The sequence below is a fragment of the Pseudomonas sp. NKUCC02_KPG genome, assembly GCF_019345465.1.
GTDB lineage: Bacteria > Pseudomonadota > Gammaproteobacteria > Pseudomonadales > Pseudomonadaceae > Aquipseudomonas.
Map to the genome: position 1 here is coordinate 89056 of NZ_JAHKRC010000007.1, position 19360 is coordinate 108415.

15 protein-coding genes are annotated in these 19360 nt (G+C 57.2%); 8 read left to right on the top strand and 7 right to left on the bottom strand.

The window, feature by feature from the left end:
* Window positions 1-553 precede the first annotated feature (553 nt).
* Genes dnaA through gyrB form a run of 4 tightly spaced genes read left to right on the top strand, consistent with a single transcriptional unit; the run spans window position 554 to window position 6751 of the window.
* Window positions 554-2062, top strand: coding sequence for a chromosomal replication initiator protein DnaA (gene dnaA / locus KO536_RS11450; RefSeq protein WP_133074944.1), 1509 nt, complete (start codon window positions 554-556; stop codon window positions 2060-2062).
* A 38-nt stretch (window positions 2063-2100) separates the two neighbouring features.
* The gene (gene dnaN, locus KO536_RS11455; protein WP_133074945.1) at window positions 2101-3204 is read left to right on the top strand and encodes a DNA polymerase III subunit beta; all 1104 of its coding nucleotides are present in this window, start codon (window positions 2101-2103) and stop codon (window positions 3202-3204) included.
* A gap of 20 nt (window positions 3205-3224) precedes the next feature.
* Window positions 3225-4328 (top strand): DNA replication/repair protein RecF, encoded by a 1104-nt coding sequence (gene recF / locus KO536_RS11460; RefSeq protein WP_019828642.1) that lies wholly within the window; start codon window positions 3225-3227, stop codon window positions 4326-4328.
* A 5-nt stretch (window positions 4329-4333) separates the two neighbouring features.
* Complete coding sequence (gene gyrB, locus KO536_RS11465; RefSeq protein ID WP_219261977.1) at window positions 4334-6751, top strand: DNA topoisomerase (ATP-hydrolyzing) subunit B; 2418 nt, start codon at window positions 4334-4336, stop codon at window positions 6749-6751.
* Between the two features lie 63 nt (window positions 6752-6814).
* Here gyrB and KO536_RS11470 read toward each other — a convergent pair whose 3' ends face one another.
* Entirely contained in the window at window positions 6815-7702 is an 888-nt protein-coding gene (locus KO536_RS11470) for a LysR family transcriptional regulator (RefSeq protein ID WP_219261978.1), read from the bottom strand.
* Window positions 7703-7832: 130 nt separating this feature from the next.
* Between KO536_RS11470 and KO536_RS11475 the strand changes: the two genes are divergently transcribed.
* Both KO536_RS11475 and KO536_RS11480 read left to right on the top strand, forming a co-directional pair.
* Window positions 7833-9494 (top strand): GMC family oxidoreductase, encoded by a 1662-nt coding sequence (locus KO536_RS11475; RefSeq protein ID WP_219261979.1) that lies wholly within the window; start codon window positions 7833-7835, stop codon window positions 9492-9494.
* Between the two features lie 91 nt (window positions 9495-9585).
* Window positions 9586-11208: an MFS transporter gene (locus KO536_RS11480; RefSeq protein ID WP_133074950.1), complete on the top strand. Its 1623-nt coding sequence runs from the start codon at window positions 9586-9588 to the stop codon at window positions 11206-11208.
* 253 nt (window positions 11209-11461) lie between these two features.
* Here the strand turns inward: KO536_RS11480 and KO536_RS11485 are convergent, their stop codons facing one another.
* The 4 genes from KO536_RS11485 to glyQ form a co-directional block, all read right to left on the bottom strand.
* A complete protein-coding gene (locus tag KO536_RS11485; protein WP_133074951.1) occupies window positions 11462-12235 on the bottom strand; it encodes a 1-acyl-sn-glycerol-3-phosphate acyltransferase in 774 nt (257 codons plus the stop codon).
* Between the two features lie 77 nt (window positions 12236-12312).
* Window positions 12313-12846 (bottom strand): D-glycero-beta-D-manno-heptose 1,7-bisphosphate 7-phosphatase, encoded by a 534-nt coding sequence (gene gmhB, locus KO536_RS11490; RefSeq protein WP_133074952.1) that lies wholly within the window; start codon window positions 12844-12846, stop codon window positions 12313-12315.
* Between the two features lie 10 nt (window positions 12847-12856).
* Window positions 12857-14911, bottom strand: coding sequence for a glycine--tRNA ligase subunit beta (glyS, locus tag KO536_RS11495; RefSeq protein ID WP_219261980.1), 2055 nt, complete (start codon window positions 14909-14911; stop codon window positions 12857-12859).
* Window positions 14908-15861, bottom strand: a complete 954-nt coding sequence (gene glyQ, locus KO536_RS11500; protein ID WP_019828634.1) for a glycine--tRNA ligase subunit alpha — start codon at window positions 15859-15861, stop codon at window positions 14908-14910. Before glyQ ends, glyS begins: the two co-directional genes overlap by 4 nt.
* An 81-nt stretch (window positions 15862-15942) precedes the next feature.
* Between glyQ and KO536_RS11505 the strand changes: the two genes are divergently transcribed.
* Window positions 15943-16500, top strand: a complete 558-nt coding sequence (locus KO536_RS11505) for a DNA-3-methyladenine glycosylase I (RefSeq protein WP_133074954.1) — start codon at window positions 15943-15945, stop codon at window positions 16498-16500.
* 153 nt (window positions 16501-16653) lie between these two features.
* The gene (locus KO536_RS11510; RefSeq protein WP_219261981.1) at window positions 16654-17541 is read left to right on the top strand and encodes a lysophospholipid acyltransferase; all 888 of its coding nucleotides are present in this window, start codon (window positions 16654-16656) and stop codon (window positions 17539-17541) included.
* Window positions 17542-17655: 114 nt separating this feature from the next.
* On the opposite strand, the gene KO536_RS11515 is transcribed toward KO536_RS11510, so the two are convergent.
* The gene (locus tag KO536_RS11515; protein WP_133074955.1) at window positions 17656-17967 is read right to left on the bottom strand and encodes a tetratricopeptide repeat protein; all 312 of its coding nucleotides are present in this window, start codon (window positions 17965-17967) and stop codon (window positions 17656-17658) included.
* Window positions 17968-17977: 10 nt separating this feature from the next.
* The gene (gene trkA, locus KO536_RS11520; protein ID WP_133074956.1) at window positions 17978-19354 is read right to left on the bottom strand and encodes a Trk system potassium transporter TrkA; all 1377 of its coding nucleotides are present in this window, start codon (window positions 19352-19354) and stop codon (window positions 17978-17980) included.
* Between the last annotated feature and the right edge of the window lie 6 nt (window positions 19355-19360).

The window sequence follows — 19360 nt, forward strand, 5'->3', positions numbered from 1 at the left end:
CTGGTTCGTCCACAACGGGCCGGAATGGCCCCCGTTTTAAGAGACCGGCGATTCTAGAGAAAGCAAGCCAATAGGTCAATTTCCAACCAGCGTTTACCGCTAAATAGATGTTTGCCCTTTCGCACCTGTCTTGCACCTGCCAACTATAGAAATAAAAAAACGAAGTATTTAAAGCTCTTTTATAAAGCTTATTAAACTTAGGGAAGCGATCTTCTGTGGATAACTAGCTTAAGGCCATATAAAACAAGGCGTACAGAAGATGACAACACTGTCGAGAAGCCGTGCTCCACCTGTGCTGCACCCTCGGATAAGCTGTGCATGAAAGGGGCTTTTATCCACAGGCGACTTATGCACAGACTTTCGACCCCACTTGTGCAACGAGCTTAGGCCCGCTTATCCACAGAGCTTATGCACATACCATTTGTCGCTTTGTTCACAGTAAAAAGCCGGATCTCTCCTTATATGCACGTCACCTACATGTGGATAAGTGGGGCCACGGTCGCTACAATGGCGCCTGTTTTTGCCTCACCGGCTTTCAACTTAGGGGATATCCGTGTCAGTGGAACTTTGGCAGCAGTGCGTGGAGCTTTTGCGCGATGAGCTGCCTGCCCAGCAATTCAACACCTGGATCCGTCCACTACAGGTCGAAGCCGAAGGCGACGAGTTGCGTGTGTATGCACCCAACCGATTCGTTCTCGACTGGGTCAACGAAAAATACCTGAGCCGTTTGCTTGAACTGTTGAACGAGCACAGCAATGGCATGGCGCCTGCGTTGTCCTTGTTAATAGGCAGCAAACGCAGCTCGGCGCCTCGTGCTGCCCCTAATGCGCCATTGGCTGCAGCGGCCTCTCAGGCCCCGGCGCCCAGCGCACCTGTCAACACAGCAGCGGCACCCGCTCCTGCACCCGCGCCAAAACAGTCCGGGCATGCCAGCGAAGAACCTTCGCGGGCCAGCTTCGACCCAATGGCCGGTGCAAGCTCGCAGCAAGCGCCAGTGCGCGCCGAACAGCGCACCGTCCAGGTCGAGGGTGCGCTCAAGCACACCAGCTACCTGAACCGAACCTTTACCTTCGAAAACTTCGTTGAGGGCAAGTCCAACCAACTGGCTCGCGCTGCGGCGTGGCAGGTGGCAGATAACCCCAAGCACGGTTACAACCCGCTCTTCCTTTATGGCGGCGTTGGTCTGGGTAAAACTCACTTGATGCACGCGGTGGGCAACCACCTGTTAAAGAAGAATCCGAATGCCAAGGTCGTGTACCTGCATTCCGAGCGTTTTGTAGCCGACATGGTTAAAGCCTTGCAGCTCAACGCCATCAACGAGTTCAAGCGCTTCTACCGTTCGGTAGACGCCTTGCTTATCGATGACATTCAATTCTTTGCGCGCAAGGAACGGTCCCAGGAAGAGTTCTTCCACACCTTCAACGCCCTGCTTGAAGGCGGTCAGCAAGTGATTCTGACCAGTGACCGTTACCCGAAAGAAATCGAAGGCCTTGAAGAGCGTCTCAAATCACGCTTTGGCTGGGGTTTGACGGTTGCCGTCGAGCCGCCAGAGCTTGAGACCCGTGTTGCGATCCTGATGAAGAAGGCCGATCAGGCCAAGGTCGATCTGCCTCACGATGCCGCCTTCTTTATTGCCCAGCGCATTCGCTCCAACGTGCGTGAACTCGAAGGCGCGCTCAAGCGTGTTATCGCTCACTCGCACTTTATGGGCCGCGACATCACCATCGAGCTGATCCGCGAATCCCTTAAAGACCTGCTGGCGCTGCAAGACAAACTCGTCTCTGTGGATAACATCCAGCGCACAGTGGCTGAGTACTACAAGATCAAAATTTCGGACTTGCTGTCCAAGCGCCGTTCGCGCTCGGTGGCGCGACCACGCCAGGTGGCGATGGCGTTGTCCAAAGAGCTGACCAACCACAGCCTGCCGGAGATCGGCGATGTGTTTGGCGGTCGCGATCACACCACGGTCTTGCACGCATGCCGCAAGATCAACGAACTCAAGGAATCCGACGCGGACATCCGTGAGGACTACAAGAACCTGCTGCGTACACTGACAACCTGATGACACCAGCGCAGCTTATTAAGGCAAGGGACTAGACCATGCATTTCACCATTCAACGCGAAGCCCTGTTGAAACCCCTGCAACTGGTCGCAGGCGTCGTTGAACGCCGCCAGACCTTGCCGGTATTGTCCAACGTGCTGTTGGTTGTCGAAGGCCAGCAACTGTCGCTGACCGGTACCGACCTTGAAGTCGAACTGGTTGGTCGAGTGCAACTTGAAGAGCCGGCTGAGCCAGGCGAAATCACCGTGCCTGCGCGCAAGCTGATGGATATCTGCAAAAGCCTGCCCAACGACGCACTGATTGACATCAAACTCGATGACAACAAGCTGGTAGTCAAGGCAGGCCGTAGCCGCTTTACCTTGTCCACCCTGCCTGCCAACGACTTCCCGACGGTTGAAGAAGGCCCGGGCTCGCTGACGTGCAGCTTGCAGCAGAGCAAATTGCGTCGTCTGATCGAGCGCACCAGCTTTGCCATGGCGCAGCAGGACGTTCGTTACTACCTCAATGGCATGCTGCTGGAAGTATCGGCAGGCATCATCCGTGCTGTGGCAACCGACGGTCACCGTCTGGCCATGTGCTCGATGAAAGCCGACATCGGCCAGCCAGACCGTCATCAAGTGATCGTTCCGCGCAAGGGTATTCTTGAGTTGGCGCGCTTGCTGACTGAGCCGGACGGCGAAGTGAGCATCGTTCTGGGCGCACACCACATCCGTGCCACCACCGGCGAGTTCACCTTCACGTCCAAGCTGGTTGATGGCAAGTTCCCGGACTACGAGCGTGTGCTGCCTAAAGGTGGTGACAAGGTCGTTATCGGTGACCGTCAGGCATTGCGCGAAGCGTTCAGTCGTACCGCGATCCTGTCCAACGAGAAATATCGTGGCATCCGTCTGCAATTGGCCAATGGCCAGCTGAAAATCCAGGCGAACAACCCGGAGCAGGAAGAAGCGGAAGAAGAAGTGGGCGTTGAGTACAACGGCGGTTCACTGGAGATCGGCTTCAACGTGAGCTACCTGCTGGACGTGCTGGGGGTCATGACCACGGAACAAGTGCGTCTGATCCTGTCGGACTCCAACAGCAGCGCTCTGGTGCAAGAGTCGGACAACGACGACTCGGCCTACGTTGTTATGCCGATGCGCCTGTAACCATGCACAGCCCACGCTAGATGTCCCTCAGTCGTGTCACAGTCACCGCGGTGCGTAACCTGCACCCGGTGACCTTCTCCCCCTCTCCCCGCATCAATATCCTGTACGGCGCCAACGGCAGCGGAAAAACCAGCGTGCTGGAAGCTATCCACTTGCTGGGGCTGGCGCGTTCGTTTCGCAGTGTGCGGCTCAATCCCGTGATCCAGCACGAGCAGCAGAGCTGTACGGTTTTTGGTCAGGTTGAACTGGCTGAAGGCGGGCACAGCGCGCTCGGTATCTCGCGGGACCGGCAAGGGGAGTTCCAGATCCGTATCGACGGCCAAAATGCGCGCAGTGCTGCGCAGCTGGCCGAGATCCTGCCGTTGCAATTGATTAACCCTGACAGCTTCCGCTTGCTGGAAGGTGCCCCAAAGATCCGCAGGCAGTTTCTCGATTGGGGGGTGTTCCATGTTGAGCCCCGCTTCATGTCGACCTGGCAGCGGCTACAGAAGGCCCTGCGGCAGCGGAACTCATGGCTGCGGCATGGTACACTCGACGCCGTTTCACAAGCGGCCTGGGACCGGGAACTTTGCCTGGCCAGTGCTGAAATTGATGAATACCGCCGCGCCTACATCAAAGCCTTGAAACCAGTCTTTGAGCAGACCTTGAGTGAGCTACTTGATCTCGAAGGGTTAACGCTGAGCTATTACCGTGGTTGGGACAAAGACCGTGAGCTGAGTGCTGTACTCGCCGCGTCTGTCCACCGGGACCAGCAAATGGGGCATACCCAGGCAGGGCCACAACGTGCTGATTTGCGTCTCAAGTTGGGTGCAAACAACGCAGCAGATATTTTGTCGCGGGGTCAGCAGAAGTTGGTGGTCTGCGCGCTGCGCATTGCTCAAGGGCATTTGGTCAGCCAAGCCCGGCGTGGCCAATGTATTTATCTAGTAGATGACTTGCCTTCCGAACTGGATGAGCAGCATCGCAACGCATTGTGTCGCTTGTTGGAAGACTTACGCTGCCAGGTATTCATTACCTGTGTAGACCACGAATTATTGAGGGAAGGCTGGCAGACGGAAACGCCAGTTGCCCTGTTCCACGTGGAACAGGGCTGTATCACCCAGACCCACGACCATCGGGAGTGAAGGCATTGAGCGAAGAAAACACGTACGACTCAACGAGCATTAAAGTGCTGAAAGGCCTTGATGCCGTACGCAAACGTCCCGGTATGTACATTGGTGATACTGACGATGGCAGCGGTCTGCACCACATGGTGTTCGAAGTAGTCGACAACTCCATCGACGAAGCGCTGGCTGGCCATTGCGACGACATCACCATTACGATCCACCCGGACGAGTCCATCACCGTGCGCGACAACGGCCGCGGTATTCCGGTGGACGTGCATAAAGAAGAAGGCGTTTCTGCAGCCGAGGTCATCATGACCGTACTGCACGCTGGCGGTAAGTTCGATGACAACTCCTACAAGGTATCCGGCGGATTGCACGGCGTAGGTGTTTCGGTGGTAAACGCCCTGTCCGAACTGCTGGTCCTGACTGTACGTCGCAGCGGCAAGATCTGGGAACAGACCTACGTCCACGGTGTTCCTCAAGCGCCTATGGCCATCGTTGGCGAGAGCGAAACTACCGGCACTCAGATCCACTTCAAACCGTCTGACCAGACTTTCAAGAATATCCACTTCAGCTGGGACATCCTGGCCAAGCGTATTCGTGAGCTGTCCTTCCTGAACTCCGGTGTGGGTATCGTCCTCAAGGACGAGCGCAGCGGCAAGGAAGAGCTGTTCAAGTACGAAGGCGGCTTGCGTGCATTCGTTGACTACCTGAACACCAACAAGACCCCGGTCAACCAGGTGTTTCACTTCAATGTTCAACGTGAAGACGGTATCGGCGTAGAAATCGCCTTGCAGTGGAACGACAGCTTCAACGAGAACCTGTTGTGCTTCACCAACAACATTCCTCAGCGCGATGGCGGTACGCACCTGGTGGGCTTCCGCTCTGCCCTGACGCGTAACCTCAACACCTACATCGAAGCTGAAGGCCTGGCCAAAAAGCACAAAGTCGCCACTACCGGTGATGACGCCCGTGAAGGCCTGACTGCAATCATCTCGGTGAAAGTACCGGATCCGAAGTTCAGCTCCCAGACCAAAGACAAGCTGGTTTCTTCCGAAGTGAAGACCGCTGTTGAACAGGAAATGGGTAAGTTCTTCTCCGACTTCCTGCTGGAAAACCCGAACGAAGCCAAGCTGATTGTCGGCAAGATGATCGACGCCGCCCGTGCCCGTGAGGCCGCGCGCAAAGCCCGTGAGATGACTCGTCGTAAAGGCGCTCTGGACATCGCAGGCTTGCCGGGCAAACTGGCCGACTGCCAGGAAAAAGACCCGGCGCTGTCCGAACTGTATCTCGTGGAAGGTGACTCTGCTGGCGGTTCCGCCAAGCAGGGCCGCAACCGTCGTACCCAGGCCATCCTGCCGTTGAAGGGTAAAATCCTCAACGTCGAGAAAGCCCGCTTTGACAAGATGATCTCTTCGCAAGAAGTAGGCACCTTGATCACCGCCTTGGGCTGTGGCATTGGCCGCGATGAATACAACATCGACAAACTGCGCTATCACAACATCATCATCATGACCGATGCTGACGTTGACGGTTCGCACATCCGTACCCTGCTACTGACCTTCTTCTTCCGTCAGTTGCCGGAGCTGATTGAGCGTGGCTATATCTACATTGCTCAGCCGCCGTTGTACAAAGTGAAAAAAGGCAAGCAAGAGCAATACATCAAAGACGACGAGGCCATGGAAGAGTACATGACCCAGTCGGCCCTTGAAGACGCCAGCCTGCACTTGAACGAAGAAGCCCCGGGCATCTCGGGTGAGGCGCTGGAGCGTCTGGTGTACGACTTCCGCATGGTGATGAAGACCCTCAAGCGTTTGTCGCGCCTGTACCCGCAGGAGCTGACCGAGCACTTCATCTACCTGCCAGCCGTTACTCTGGAGCAGCTGGGCGATCACGCGGCCATGCAAGACTGGATGGCCAAGTTTGAAGAGCGTCTGCGTCTGGTTGAGAAATCGGGCCTGGTTTACAAAGCCAGCCTGCGTGAAGACCGTGAGCGTAATGTCTGGTTGCCAGAGGTCGAACTGATCTCCCACGGCCACTCGACCTTCATCACCTTCAACCGCGACTTCTTCGGCAGCAACGACTACAAAACCGTTGTGACCCTGGGCGCTCAGCTGAGCACTCTGCTGGACGACGGTGCATACATCCAGCGTGGCGAACGTCGCAAGCAAGTGACCGAGTTCAAGGAAGCACTGGAATGGTTGATGGCAGAAAGCACCAAGCGCCATACCATCCAGCGCTACAAAGGTCTGGGCGAAATGAACCCGGATCAGCTCTGGGAAACCACGATGGACCCAAGCGTGCGCCGCATGCTGAAAGTCACCATTGAAGACGCGATCGGCGCCGATCAGATCTTCAACACCTTGATGGGCGACGCCGTAGAACCGCGCCGTGAGTTCATCGAGAACAACGCACTGGCAGTGTCCAACCTGGACTTCTGATGGTGTAGTGCAGTTAAAAAAGGCCAACGCTTAGCGTTGGCCTTTTTTTTGGTAAAAAATCACCTACGGCGCCAGCAAAACCCCCTGCTCTTCCTGGCACAGCTCCAGCAAAAAATCCCACACAACCCTCAGCCTTACGGACTTGTGCAGCTCACGGCGGGTGCTGATCCAGTAGCTGCGCTGGACCGACTCTTCGGGCAGTACGCGCACCAGTTCCGGGTCATGGCTGGCCATGTAGTTGGGCAGTACGGCGATGCCGAGCCCTGCTCTCGCCGCTTGCTGCTGGGCAATGACGCTGGTGCTGCGAAAGGTCACGGTCGGGGTACGGCAGAAGTTGTTGAGAAACAGCAGTTCCTGACTGAACAGCAAGTCGTCGACGTAGCCGATCCAGTAGTGATTGGCCAGGTCATCGCGGTTGTTCAAGGGCGGTGCCTTGTCGAGGTAAACGCGGCTGGCGTAGAGCGCCAGGCGGTAGTCGGTGAGTTTGCGAGTGATCAACAGGTCAGCGTTGGGGCGTTCCAGGTGGATGCTGATTTCAGCCTCGCGGTTGAGGATGCTGACAAAGCGCGGCACCGCCACCAGCTCCACTTCCAGCCCAGGGTAGCGTTCAAACAACCCGCGTAGTCGCGACGTGATGAACATGATCCCAATCCCTTCAGTGACCCCAAGCCGGATCTTGCCCATGGGAGCGATGGCCTGGGTGATTTCCTCTTGCGCCAGCAATGCGACGTTTTCCATGGCTTCAGCGTGTTTGAGCAATGCCTGGCCTGCGGGCGTCAGTTCGTAACCTTGTGCATGTTGCACGAACAGCGCAGCGCCGAGGTGCTGCTCGATGCTCTCGATATGCCGGGCGACAGTGCTGTGGGTTGTATTCAGGCGTTTGGCGGCGGCAAGCAAGCGACCACTGCGTTGCAGTTCCAGAAAGTATCGCAGGTCATTCCAGTCAAACATGTCAGCCCCCCAGCACGATTGATAATCAGCTGTGCAAAAACGCACAAGCCATGGGTGAAATCACGCGTTTCAAACTCGAAATTAATCAATAGGATGGTGTAGGACAAGAACAATAAAGGCGAGGTGATCAATGCCATCAGCCAGTAAGGTGTACGACTACATCATTGTGGGCGCCGGGCCTGCGGGTTCAGTGCTGGCGAATCGGCTGTCTGCCGATCCACGTCACAACGTGTTGCTGCTCGAAGCGGGTGGGCAAGATAACTACCCGTGGATCCATATTCCCGTCGGTTACCTGTATTGCATCGGCAACCCGCGCACCGACTGGTGCTTCAAAACCGAAGCGCAGGTCGGCTTGCAAGGTCGCAGCCTGAGCTATCCGCGGGGCAAGGTATTGGGCGGCAGCTCGTCGATCAACGGCATGATCTACATGCGCGGTCAGGCGGGCGATTACGACCGTTGGGCCGAGCAAGGCAATGCGGGCTGGGCCTGGAAAGACGTCCTGCCGCTATTCAAACGCAGCGAAAAACACTTTGCCGGCAACTCCGACCTGCATGGCGCTGATGGCGAATGGCGGGTTGAACAGCAGCGTTATACCTGGCCGATTCTGGATGCCTTTCGCAACGCGGCCGCCGAAAGCGGAGTTGCCAGCGTCAGCGACTTCAACGGTGGCGACAACCAGGGCTGTGGATACTTTCAGGTCAACCAGCGATCCGGTGTGCGCTGGAATGCTTCCAAGGCTTTTTTGCGGCCAGTGCTCAAGCGTACGAACCTGACCGTGTTGACTGATGTTCAGGTCGATAAAGTGCTGCTTGAAAATGGCCGTGCGACGCAGGTCAGTGCCCGCTGGCAAGGCGCTGAGCATGTTTTCTCGGCCGGTCGCGAGATCATCTTGTGTGCGGGTTCGATTGGCTCTCCTGGGATCTTGCAGCGCTCGGGTATTGGCCCCCGCCCCCTGCTGGAAAGCCTGGGGATAACCGTTCAACACGAATTGCCCGGTGTGGGTGGAAATCTGCAGGACCATCTGCAACTGCGCCTGATCTTCAAACTGACCAAGGCGCGCACCCTTAATCAGGTGGCCAACAGCCTGTGGGGCAAGATCGGCATGGGCCTGCGGTATGCCTACGACCGTAGCGGCCCATTGGCCATGGCACCCAGCCAGTTGGGCGCATTCGTGAAGTCCGATCCCGATCAACCCTCGGCCAACTTGCAGTACCACGTCCAGCCGTTGTCCCTTGAGCGTTTTGGCGAACCGCTGCACACCTTTCCCGCATTCACGGCGTCGGTGTGTAACTTGCGCCCAAAAAGCCGTGGTCGGGTCGATATCCGCTCTGCCAATCCGGATGACGCGCCGCTGATCGATCCCAATTACCTGAGCCATCCTGACGATTTGAAAGTCGCAGCGGATGCGATTCGCCTGACCCGGCGCATCGTGTCCAGTGCGGCCTTGCAGGCGTTTACGCCAGAGGAGTACTTGCCTGGCAAGGACCTGCAAACCGAGCAAGAGCTGTATGAAGCTGCCGCCCGCATCGGGACGACCATTTTTCACCCTGTGGGCACCTGCCGCATGGGCCAGGACGCCGAGGCAGTGGTCGATGACCAGTTGTGCGTTCATGGCGTACCGGGGTTGAGGGTGGCAGACGCTTCAATCATGCCCAGCATCGTGTCGGGTAATACCTGTTCACCGACCTTGATGATTGGCGAAAAAGCCGCGCAGTTAATCCTGCAGGCGTCACTTGACTCACTGGAGCACGCAACTGAGGTCAATCGCGCGGTAGCAACACCGGTCGCTTGAGTGCGATCGTGGTTTCGGGCGCAGTCATCCGGAACCGGCAGTGGACAAAAACAATAATCACTGTGGCCCAACAGGGCTGAGGACATTGAACATGTCAGACGCAATTGCAGAACAAGCAGCTCCCGCCAAGGGAACAACCGGTCGTGAAGAACGGAAAATCATTTTTGCGTCATCCCTCGGGACGGTTTTCGAGTGGTATGACTTTTTCTTGTATGGCGCTTTGGCAACCGTGCTCAGCAAGCAGTTCTTTGCGGGTGTAAACGACACCACGGCGTTCATTTTTGCCTTGATGGCTTTTGCCGCAGGCTTTTTGGTCAGACCCTTCGGAGCACTGGTTTTTGGCCGGTTGGGTGACATGATCGGGCGCAAATACACCTTCCTCATGACCATCATTCTGATGGGCCTTTCGACCTTTGCTGTCGGTCTGTTGCCGACTTACGCCAGTATCGGCATTGCGGCCCCGATCATGCTCGTGGTGTTGCGCATGCTTCAAGGGCTGGCGCTGGGGGGTGAGTATGGCGGTGCGGCCACCTATGTGGCAGAGCACGCAGCTCCCGGCAAACGCGGCTTTAACACCAGCTGGATTCAATCCACCGCGACCCTGGGCTTGTTGCTGTCGCTGGTGGTTGTATTGAGCTGCCGTTACCTGACCGGTGATCAGTTTGAAGTGTGGGGCTGGCGCCTGCCGTTCCTGCTGTCCATCGTGCTGCTGGGCATCTCGACCTGGATTCGCATGAGCATGCACGAGTCACCTGCTTTCGTGAAAATGAAAGCCGAAGGTAAAACCAGTAAATCGCCGATCCGCGAGTCGTTCGGTAAATGGGAAAACCTTAAAATTGTTCTGATTGCGCTGTTCGGCATCAACGCGGGCCAGGCGGTGACCTTCTATACCGCGCAGTTCTATGTGCTGTTCTTCCTCACGCAGATGCTCAGAATTGACCCGGCCCAGGCCAACATGTTGCTGATTATCAGCGTGATCATCGGTGCGCCGTTCTTTATCTTCTTCGGCTGGCTATCGGACAAGGTGGGGCGCAAGCCGATCCTGATGCTCGGCCTGTTGCTCGCCACCGTGTTGTACTTCCCGCTGTTCAAAGCATTGAGCCATTACGCCAACCCGCAGATTGATACTGCCAGCCGTCAGTCACCGATTGTGGTGATGGCTGACCCGGCCACGTGCACCTTCCAGTTTGACCCGGTGGGCAAGGCTCGTTTTGACAGCCCGTGCGACAAGGTCAAAACCTTTCTGGTGAAACAGGGCTTGCCGTACACCTCGCAGTCAGTTGCAGCAGGCACCGAGGTTCAGGTGTCCGTGGGCGAGAAGAAAATCAGCGGTTTCGACGAAGCCGCCATGCGCGCTGCAGTCACTGAAGCGGGCTACCCGGCCAAGGCCGACCCAAGCTCGGTCAATCAGCCGATGGTCGTGCTGATCATGGTATTGCTGACCCTCATCGCCACCATGACCTATGGCCCGCTGGCGGCGGTGATGGTCGAGCTGTTCCCGACCCGCATCCGTTACACCTCCATGTCCCTGCCCTACCACATTGGCAATGGCTGGTTTGGTGGGTTCCTGCCAACGGTATCGTTTGCGCTGGTGGTCTTCACCGGGGATATCTTCTATGGCCTGTGGTATCCGGTGGTGATTACCGGGGTCAGCCTGGTGGTGGGCATGATCTTCCTCAAGGAAACCAGGAACGTGAACATCGACAAGGTCTAGCCCATCGCGAGCAAGCCTGCTCCCACAGAATTGTTCGGTGGGAGCGGGGCTTGTCCGCGATGTCAACACGGCGGTCAGTCAGACTGTCAGACACAAAAAAACCGGCTGGAATAAGCCGGTTTTTTTATGTTCCAAGAAAAACTTATGCACGGTTTTCGGTAAAAAGTCTGAAATAGAAATAACTATTTAAATCATCGACTTACAGATGATTTTTGAAAAATATCAAAATCTTGTGCACACCTTATCCACAATTTTACTGACCCACGGCGGTGGTGATGGGTGCCGCCACTGGAGGCAGTGAACCCATGTCACGCTGAGCCTGTTCGTTCCAGGCTTGAACACGGTCGTTCAGCTCGGCAATCGCCCGTGGTCCAGTGCCGTTGGCGTACATCGGCTCACCAATGACCAGCTCGATCGTACCGGGCTTTTTAGCCCAGCCGGTCTTTGGCCAGTACTTGCCAGCATTGTGGGCAATTGGCAGTACCGGCAACTCGGCGTTGACCGCCAGGGCCGTACCGCCACGGGAAAACTTGCCCACCTGGCCAAACGGGACGCGGGTCCCTTCCGGGAAGATCAGCACCCAAATATTGTCCTTGAGCAGCTCATCACCTTTTTTGGCGATGTGCTTGAGCGCCGCCTTCGGGTTGTCACGGTCGATGGCAATCGGACGCAGCATCGCCATCGCCCAGCCAAAGAACGGTACATACAGCAGCTCACGCTTGAGAACCTGGCTCAACGGCTGAAAGTAAGCCGAGAGGAAGAACGTCTCCCAGGTACTTTGGTGGTTGGCCAGAATCACGCAAGGTCGTTGCGGGATGTTTTCAGCACCCGTCACGTTGACGTGAATGTTCAGAAACACTCGCGTCAGCCACAGCGCACAGCGGCACCAGTACACGTTGATAAACCGATAACGCGCACGGAACGGCAAAAAGGGGGCGACAAAAAAGCTCAGCGAGCACCACAGCAGAGAGCTGGTGCCCAGCAGCAGGTAAAAGAAGAAGGTTCTGATGGCCTGCAGGATCGACATAGCGACTTTTACCGTTGCGGATAGAGCACGACTGAACAACCCGATCCACCGTGTGATGGGGCGTGTTCAAACCTGCTCTATTTGTGGATAAGTTCTGCGGCAACTGCCGCCAGATCGTCAAATATTAGGGTATTAACCGGTAGAACTTTGGCCAAAGTTTGTAGGCCTTTTCCGGTTTTTACCAAAACGGGCTGAGAATCGACGGCTTGCGCAGCCTGCAAGTCACCCAAACTGTCACCGACAAACCAACATTGGGTCAAATCGGCGCCGTAATGCGCGGCAATCGTCTGGAGCATGCCTGGTTTGGGCTTGCGGCAAGCGCAGCCCTCATCAGGACCATGGGGGCAATAAACGATCAGCCCGACCTCGCCACCCTGCTGCGCCACCAACGCCCGTAAACGGGCGTGCATGGCGTCGAGTGTGGCGACATCGTAATAGCCGCGGGCAATGCCGGACTGGTTGGTCGCGATGGCGACGGTCCAGCCGGCTTTGCTCAACTGCGCAATGGCCTCGATCGCGCCGGGCAGTGGAATCCACTCCTCGACTGACTTGATGTAAGCGTCGGAGTCGACATTGATCACTCCGTCCCGATCGAGAATCAGCAGTTTCAACGGTAACCCCTCAGCCCAGCAGTGAAATATCGGCAACGCCCAGGAACAGGCCACGCAGACGTGCCAGCAATGCATAGCGGTTAGCTCGCACGCTCGCATCTTCAGCGTTGATCATCACCGCTTCGAAGAACGCATCCACCGGCTCGCGCAGGGAGGCCAGACGGGTCAGCGCTTCGTTGTACTGACGGGCAGCAGCCATTGGCTGTACCGCTTCGTCAGCCTTCTGGATGGCCGAGAACAACGAGAATTCACTGGCATTGTCGAAATAGCGGGCTTCAACGTGAGTTGAAACCGTGCCTTCAACCTTGCTCAGCAGATTCGATACACGCTTGTTCACGGCGGCCAGTGCAGCGGCTTCCGGCAATTGACGGAACGCCTGCACGGCTTGCACACGTTGATCGAAGTCCAGCGCCGATTTTGGATTGAGGGCACGTACCGACAGGTAAGTGGCAACGTCCACGCCTTCATCTTCATAACGCGCACGCAGGCGGTCGAAGATGAATTCCAGGACCTGGTCGGCCAAACCGGCCGACTTGATCTTGGCACCGAACGCGCTGACAGCGAAGTTCACCGCTTCAGTCAGGTCGAGGTCGAGTTTCTTGTCGATCAGAATGCGCAGGATACCCAGCGCGGCACGACGCAGTGCGTACGGGTCTTTGCTGCCGGTCGGCAACATGCCGATGCCGAAAATCCCTACGAGGGTGTCCAGCTTGTCAGCGATGGCCACTGCAGCGCCGGTCAGGGTGCTTGGCAACTCGGCGCCAGCGCCACGGGGCATGTATTGCTCGTTCAACGCCAGGGCGACGTCTTCAGGCTCACCGTCGTTCAGCGCGTAGTAGTAACCGGCAATGCCTTGCATTTCCGGGAACTCGCCGACCATTTCCGTGGCCAGGTCGCACTTGGACAGCAAACCGGCACGGGCTGCACGCGAAGCATCGCCGCCAATGCGCGGGGCAATGAATGCCGCCAGTTTGGACACGCGTTCGGCCTTGTCGTAAACGCTGCCCAGTTGAGCCTGGAACACTACGTTTTGCAGGCGCAGGTTGAAGCTTTCGAGTGTCTGCTTTTTGTCTTGCTTGAAGAAGAACTCGGCATCGGTCAGACGTGGGCGAACCACTTTCTCGTTACCCGAAATGATCTGCTTCGGATCTTTGCTCTCGATGTTGGCCACGGTAATAAAGCGCGGCAGCAACTTGCCATCAACGTCCAGCAGGCAGAAATACTTCTGGTTGTCCTGCATGGTGGTGATCAGGGCTTCTTGCGGCACATCCAGGAAGCGCTCTTCAAACGAGCACACCAGTGGCACCGGCCATTCAACCAGCGCGGTGACTTCGTCGAGCAGGCTTGGCGGCACGATTGCAGTACCTTCCTGCATCGTCGCCAGCTCGGCTACACGCTTGGAAATCAGCTCACGACGCTCATTGAAGTCTGCCAGCACGTAGGCTTTGCGCAGGTCTTCGAGGTAGTTGGCCGGTGCTGTGATGGTGACGTTTTCCGGATGATGGAAACGGTGACCACGGGAGTCGCGCCCCGATTTTTGCGCCAGGATCGTACAGTCGATCACTTCATCGCCCAGCAGCATCACCAGCCATTGGGTTGGACGCACGAACTCGACCTTGCGGGCACCCCAGCGCATGCGCTTGGGGATAGGCAGGTCGTTGAGCGAATCTTCAACGATGGTCGGCAGTAGGGTGGCGGTCGGCTTGCCGACGATCACCTGGCTGAAACGCAGCTTTGGGCCGCTCTGATCGATTTCGCTCAGCTCAACGCCGCACTTCTTGGCGAAGCCAAGGGCTGCCTGGGTCGGGTTGCCTTCAGCGTCGAAGGCTGCCTGACGTGGCGGGCCATCGATATTGATGCTGCGGTCCGGTTGCTGGGTATCGAGCTGGGTCAGCAGCACGGCCAGGCGACGCGGCGCGGCGTAAACCTTCTTCGCGCTGAAGTTCAGACCTGCGCCTTGCAAACCTTTTTCAATCCCGGCGAGAAACGCATCAGCCAGGGTATTGAGGGCTTTTGGCGGCAGTTCTTCAGTGCCCAGTTCAACCAGAAAATCTTGAGCACTCATTGTGCAGCCTCCAACTTAGCCAACACTTCATCACGCAAATCAGGTGGAGCCATCGGGAAGCCCAGCTTGGCGCGAGCTTCGAGATAGGCCTGAGCCACCGCACGGGCCAGGGTACGCACACGCAGGATGTACTGCTGACGCGCTGTCACGGAAATGGCGCGACGGGCATCAAGCAGGTTGAAGGTGTGCGACGCCTTGAGCACCATTTCATAGCTTGGCAACGGCAGCGGCTGGTCCAGTTCGATCAGGCGCTTGGCTTCGCTTTCATAGAAATCGAACAGCTCGAACAGCTTGTCGACGTTGGCGTGTTCGAAGTTGTAGGTCGATTGCTCGACTTCGTTCTGATGGAACACATCGCCGTAGGTCACTTTGCCGAACGGGCCGTCAGTCCATACCAAGTCGTAGACGGAATCTACGCCTTGCAGGTACATCGCCAGGCGCTCAAGGCCGTAGGTGATTTCGCCAGTTACCGGGTAGCACTCAATGCCGCCGACTTGCTGGAAGTAGGTGAACTGGGTGACTTCCATACCGTTAAGCCAGATTTCCCAGCCCAGACCCCAGGCGCCCAGAGTTGGCGATTCCCAGTTGTCTTCGACGAAACGGATGTCGTGTACCAGAGGGTCCAGGCCGATGTGTTTCAGCGAACCCAGGTACAGCTCCTGGAAGTTTGGTGGGTTTGGCTTCAAGACTACCTGGAACTGGTAGTAGTGCTGCAAACGGTTAGGGTTTTCGCCGTAGCGGCCGTCAGTCGGGCGACGACTGGGCTGCACATAAGCGGCGTTCCAGGTTTCCGGGCCCAGAGAGCGCAAAAACGTGGCGGTATGGAATGTGCCGGCGCCCACTTCCATATCGTAGGGCTGAAGCACCACACAACCTTGCTCGGCCCAGTATTGCTGGAGGGCGAGGATCAAGTCTTGGAAGGTACGCACTGCTGGCGTAGGCTGGCTCACAAATTCACCTGTTTCTTGGGCTGCGATTTAAAGAGCGGGAGTATACCCGATTCGGTCGCCCCTCCACCCCCTGGAGCCTATATGGCACGTTGCTTCTGGTGTTCAGACGATCCGCTGTACACCGCTTATCACGATCAAGAGTGGGGAGTGCCGTTGCGCGATGCGCATGGGCTGTTCGAGTTGTTATTGCTCGAAGGGTTCCAGGCGGGTTTGTCCTGGATCACGGTTTTAAAGAAGCGCGAGCATTATCGCAAGGTCATGTTCGGCTTCGATGTGCAGCGTTTGGCGATCATGAGCGACGCCGAAATAGAAGCGTTGCTGCAAGATCCCGGGATCATCCGCAACCGGCTCAAGGTGGCTGGAGCACGGCGTAATGCCCAGGCCTGGCTGGCGCTGGACAACCCCGTCGAGTTTTTATGGTCGTTCGTGGGCGGCAAGCCGAAGATCAACCACTTCACCGAACGCCATGAATTTCCGGCCGTGACACCTGAGGCCGAAGCCATGAGCAAAGGCCTGAAAAAAGCCGGATTCACGTTCGTCGGCCCGACCATTTGCTACGCCTTTATGCAGGCCAGCGGCATGGTCATGGACCACGCCACCTATTGCGACCGTTACGCCGAACTGGCAAACGGCGGTTAGAATGCTGGCCTATTGCATTAAATCCTGTAGTAGCTGCCGAAGGCTGCGATAAGGTCCGAAGGACCTTCAACAATGGGGCTGCTGCGCAACCCATCGCAGCCTCGTACCTCGTCAGCGACTACAAAGCCGTTTTGTTTTGAATGGGATAACCCTGTGGAAAAGTTTAAAGGCGCCTTGCTGGTCGGGGCTTTGCGATTGTTTGCCATGCTCCCGTGGGGCGCGGTGCAGCGCGTGGGGTCGGCCATTGGCTGGTTGATGTGGAAACTGCCTAACCGATCGCGCGATGTAGTGCGTATCAACCTGGCCAAGTGTTTCCCCGAGATGGACCCGGTAGCCCGTGAGCAACTGGTGGGCCAAACCCTCAAGGACATCGGCAAAAGCCTGACCGAGAGCGCTTGCGCCTGGATCTGGCCCGCCCAGCGTTCCATTGATCTGGTGCGTGAAGTCGAAGGCCTGGACGTGCTCAAGGCCGCTTTGGCCTCCGGCAAGGGCGTAGTGGGCATCACCAGCCACCTGGGTAACTGGGAAGTGCTCAACCACTTCTACTGCAGCCAGTGCAAACCGATCATTTTTTATCGCCCGCCCAAGCTCAAGGCGGTAGACGAACTGCTGCAAAAACAACGTGTGCAACTGGGCAACCGCGTGGCCGCATCGACCAAAGAAGGCATTTTGAGTGTCATCAAGGAAGTGCGAAAAGGCGGTCAGGTCGGGATTCCGGCCGACCCGGAGCCAGCAGAGTCAGCCGGTATCTTTGTACCGTTCCTCGGCACGATGGCCCTGACCAGCAAGTTTGTGCCCAACATGCTGGCGGGTGGCAAGGCAGTGGGCGTGTTCCTGCACGCACTGCGCCTGCCGGACGGTTCGGGCTTTAAAGTGATTCTGGAAGCGGCGCCCGAAGAGATGTACAGCACCGACACGGCAACCTCGTGTGCGGCCATGAGCAAGGTGGTCGAAAAATATGTGCGGGCGTACCCGAGCCAGTACATGTGGAGCATGAAGCGCTTCAAAAAGCGTCCGCCGGGAGAAGCGCGCTGGTACTAAAGCCACTCACCCCTGTGGGAGCGGGCTTGCTCGCGATTGCATCGACGCGGTTTTAAAACTGAACCGCGCTGTCTGCATCGCGAGCAAGCCCGCTCTCACATTGGATGGGCAGTGTCAGGAGACTTTATCGAGTTTCTTCAAAAACACGGTCATTTCTTTCTCGGCCTGTTTGTCGCCATGGGCCTGGGCTGCTGCAATCCCTTGCTCCCATGCCGTGCGCGCGGCCACACGATCGCCCGCCGCCAGTTGCGCCTTGCCCAGCAGCTTCCAGGCTGCGGAATACTTGGGGTCAAACGCCACACAGCGTTGCAGGTGCTCCGCCGCCTTGAGGTTATCCCCAAGGTCGAGATAACCCTTGCCCAGGCCAAAGCGCAGCAATGAGTTATCCACACCCTTGGCCAGCATTTTTTCCAGTGACTCCAGCATTCCTGACTCCTTAGAAAAAGCTCAATCCCACGTGGAACAGCTTCTCTACGTCGCGAATATGCTTTTTATCCACAAGGAACAAGATCACGTGGTCGCCAGCATTGATCACAGTAGAGTCGTGGGCAATCAGTACTTCTTCGTCGCGAATAATCGCGCCAATCGTAGTGCCCGGCGGCAGATTGATCTCGCCGATACGACGACCAATCACTTTGCTTGACCTCGAATCACCGTGGGCAATCGCCTCGATCGCCTCGGCCGCTCCACGGCGCAATGAGTGCACGCTGACGATATCGCCACGGCGCACGTGGGCCAGCAAGGTGCCGATGGTGGCCAACTGGGGGCTGATGGCGATATCGATCTCGCCGCCCTGGATCAGATCCACGTAGGCCGGGTTGTTGATGATGGTCATCACCTTTTTTGCACCCAGGCGCTTGGCCAGCAGCGAGGACATGATATTGGCCTCGTCGTCGTTGGTCAGGGCCAAAAATACGTCGGCGTCCGCAATGTTCTCTTCGAGCATCAAATCGCGGTCAGAAGCGCTGCCTTGCAGCACCACAGTGCTGTCGAGGGTGTCGGACAAATAACGGCAACGTGCCGGGTTCATCTCGATGATCTTGACCTGATACCGGCTTTCAATCGCCTCGGCCAAACGCTCACCGATCTGCCCGCCACCGGCGATCACAATGCGCTTGTAGCTTTCGTCGAGACGGCGCATTTCGCTCATTACGGCGCGAATGTTGGCCTTGGCGGCGATGAAAAAGACCTCATCGTCAGCCTCAATCACCGTATCGCCACGGGGGGTGATCGGCCGGTCACGTCGGAAAATCGCTGCTACTCGCGTATCCACATTCGGCATGTGTTCACGGAGCTGGCGCAGTTGCTGACCAATCAACGGGCCGCCGTAGTACGCCTTGACCGCAACCAGTTGTGCCTTGCCTTCGGCAAAGTCGATGACCTGCAAGGCGCCGGGGTGTTCGATCAGGCGCTTGATGTAATTGGTTACTACCTGCTCGGGGCTGATCAGCACGTCGACCGGGATTGCGTCGTTGTCGAACAACTCCTGGCCGCGTGTCAGATAAGCCGCCTCGCGGACCCGGGCGATTTTGGTCGGGGTATGAAACAGCGTGTAGGCCACCTGGCACGCGACCATATTGGTCTCGTCGCTGTTGGTGACCGCCACCAGCATGTCCGCGTCATCCGCCCCCGCCTGACGCAGCACATTGGGCAGCGAGGCTCGGCCCTGCACGGTCCGAATATCGAGGCGATCACCGAGGTCGCGCAGGCGCTCACCATCAGTGTCGACCACGGTGATGTCGTTGGCTTCGCTGGCCAAATGTTCTGCCAGCGTACCGCCGACCTGGCCTGCGCCGAGGATGATGATTTTCATGCCTGC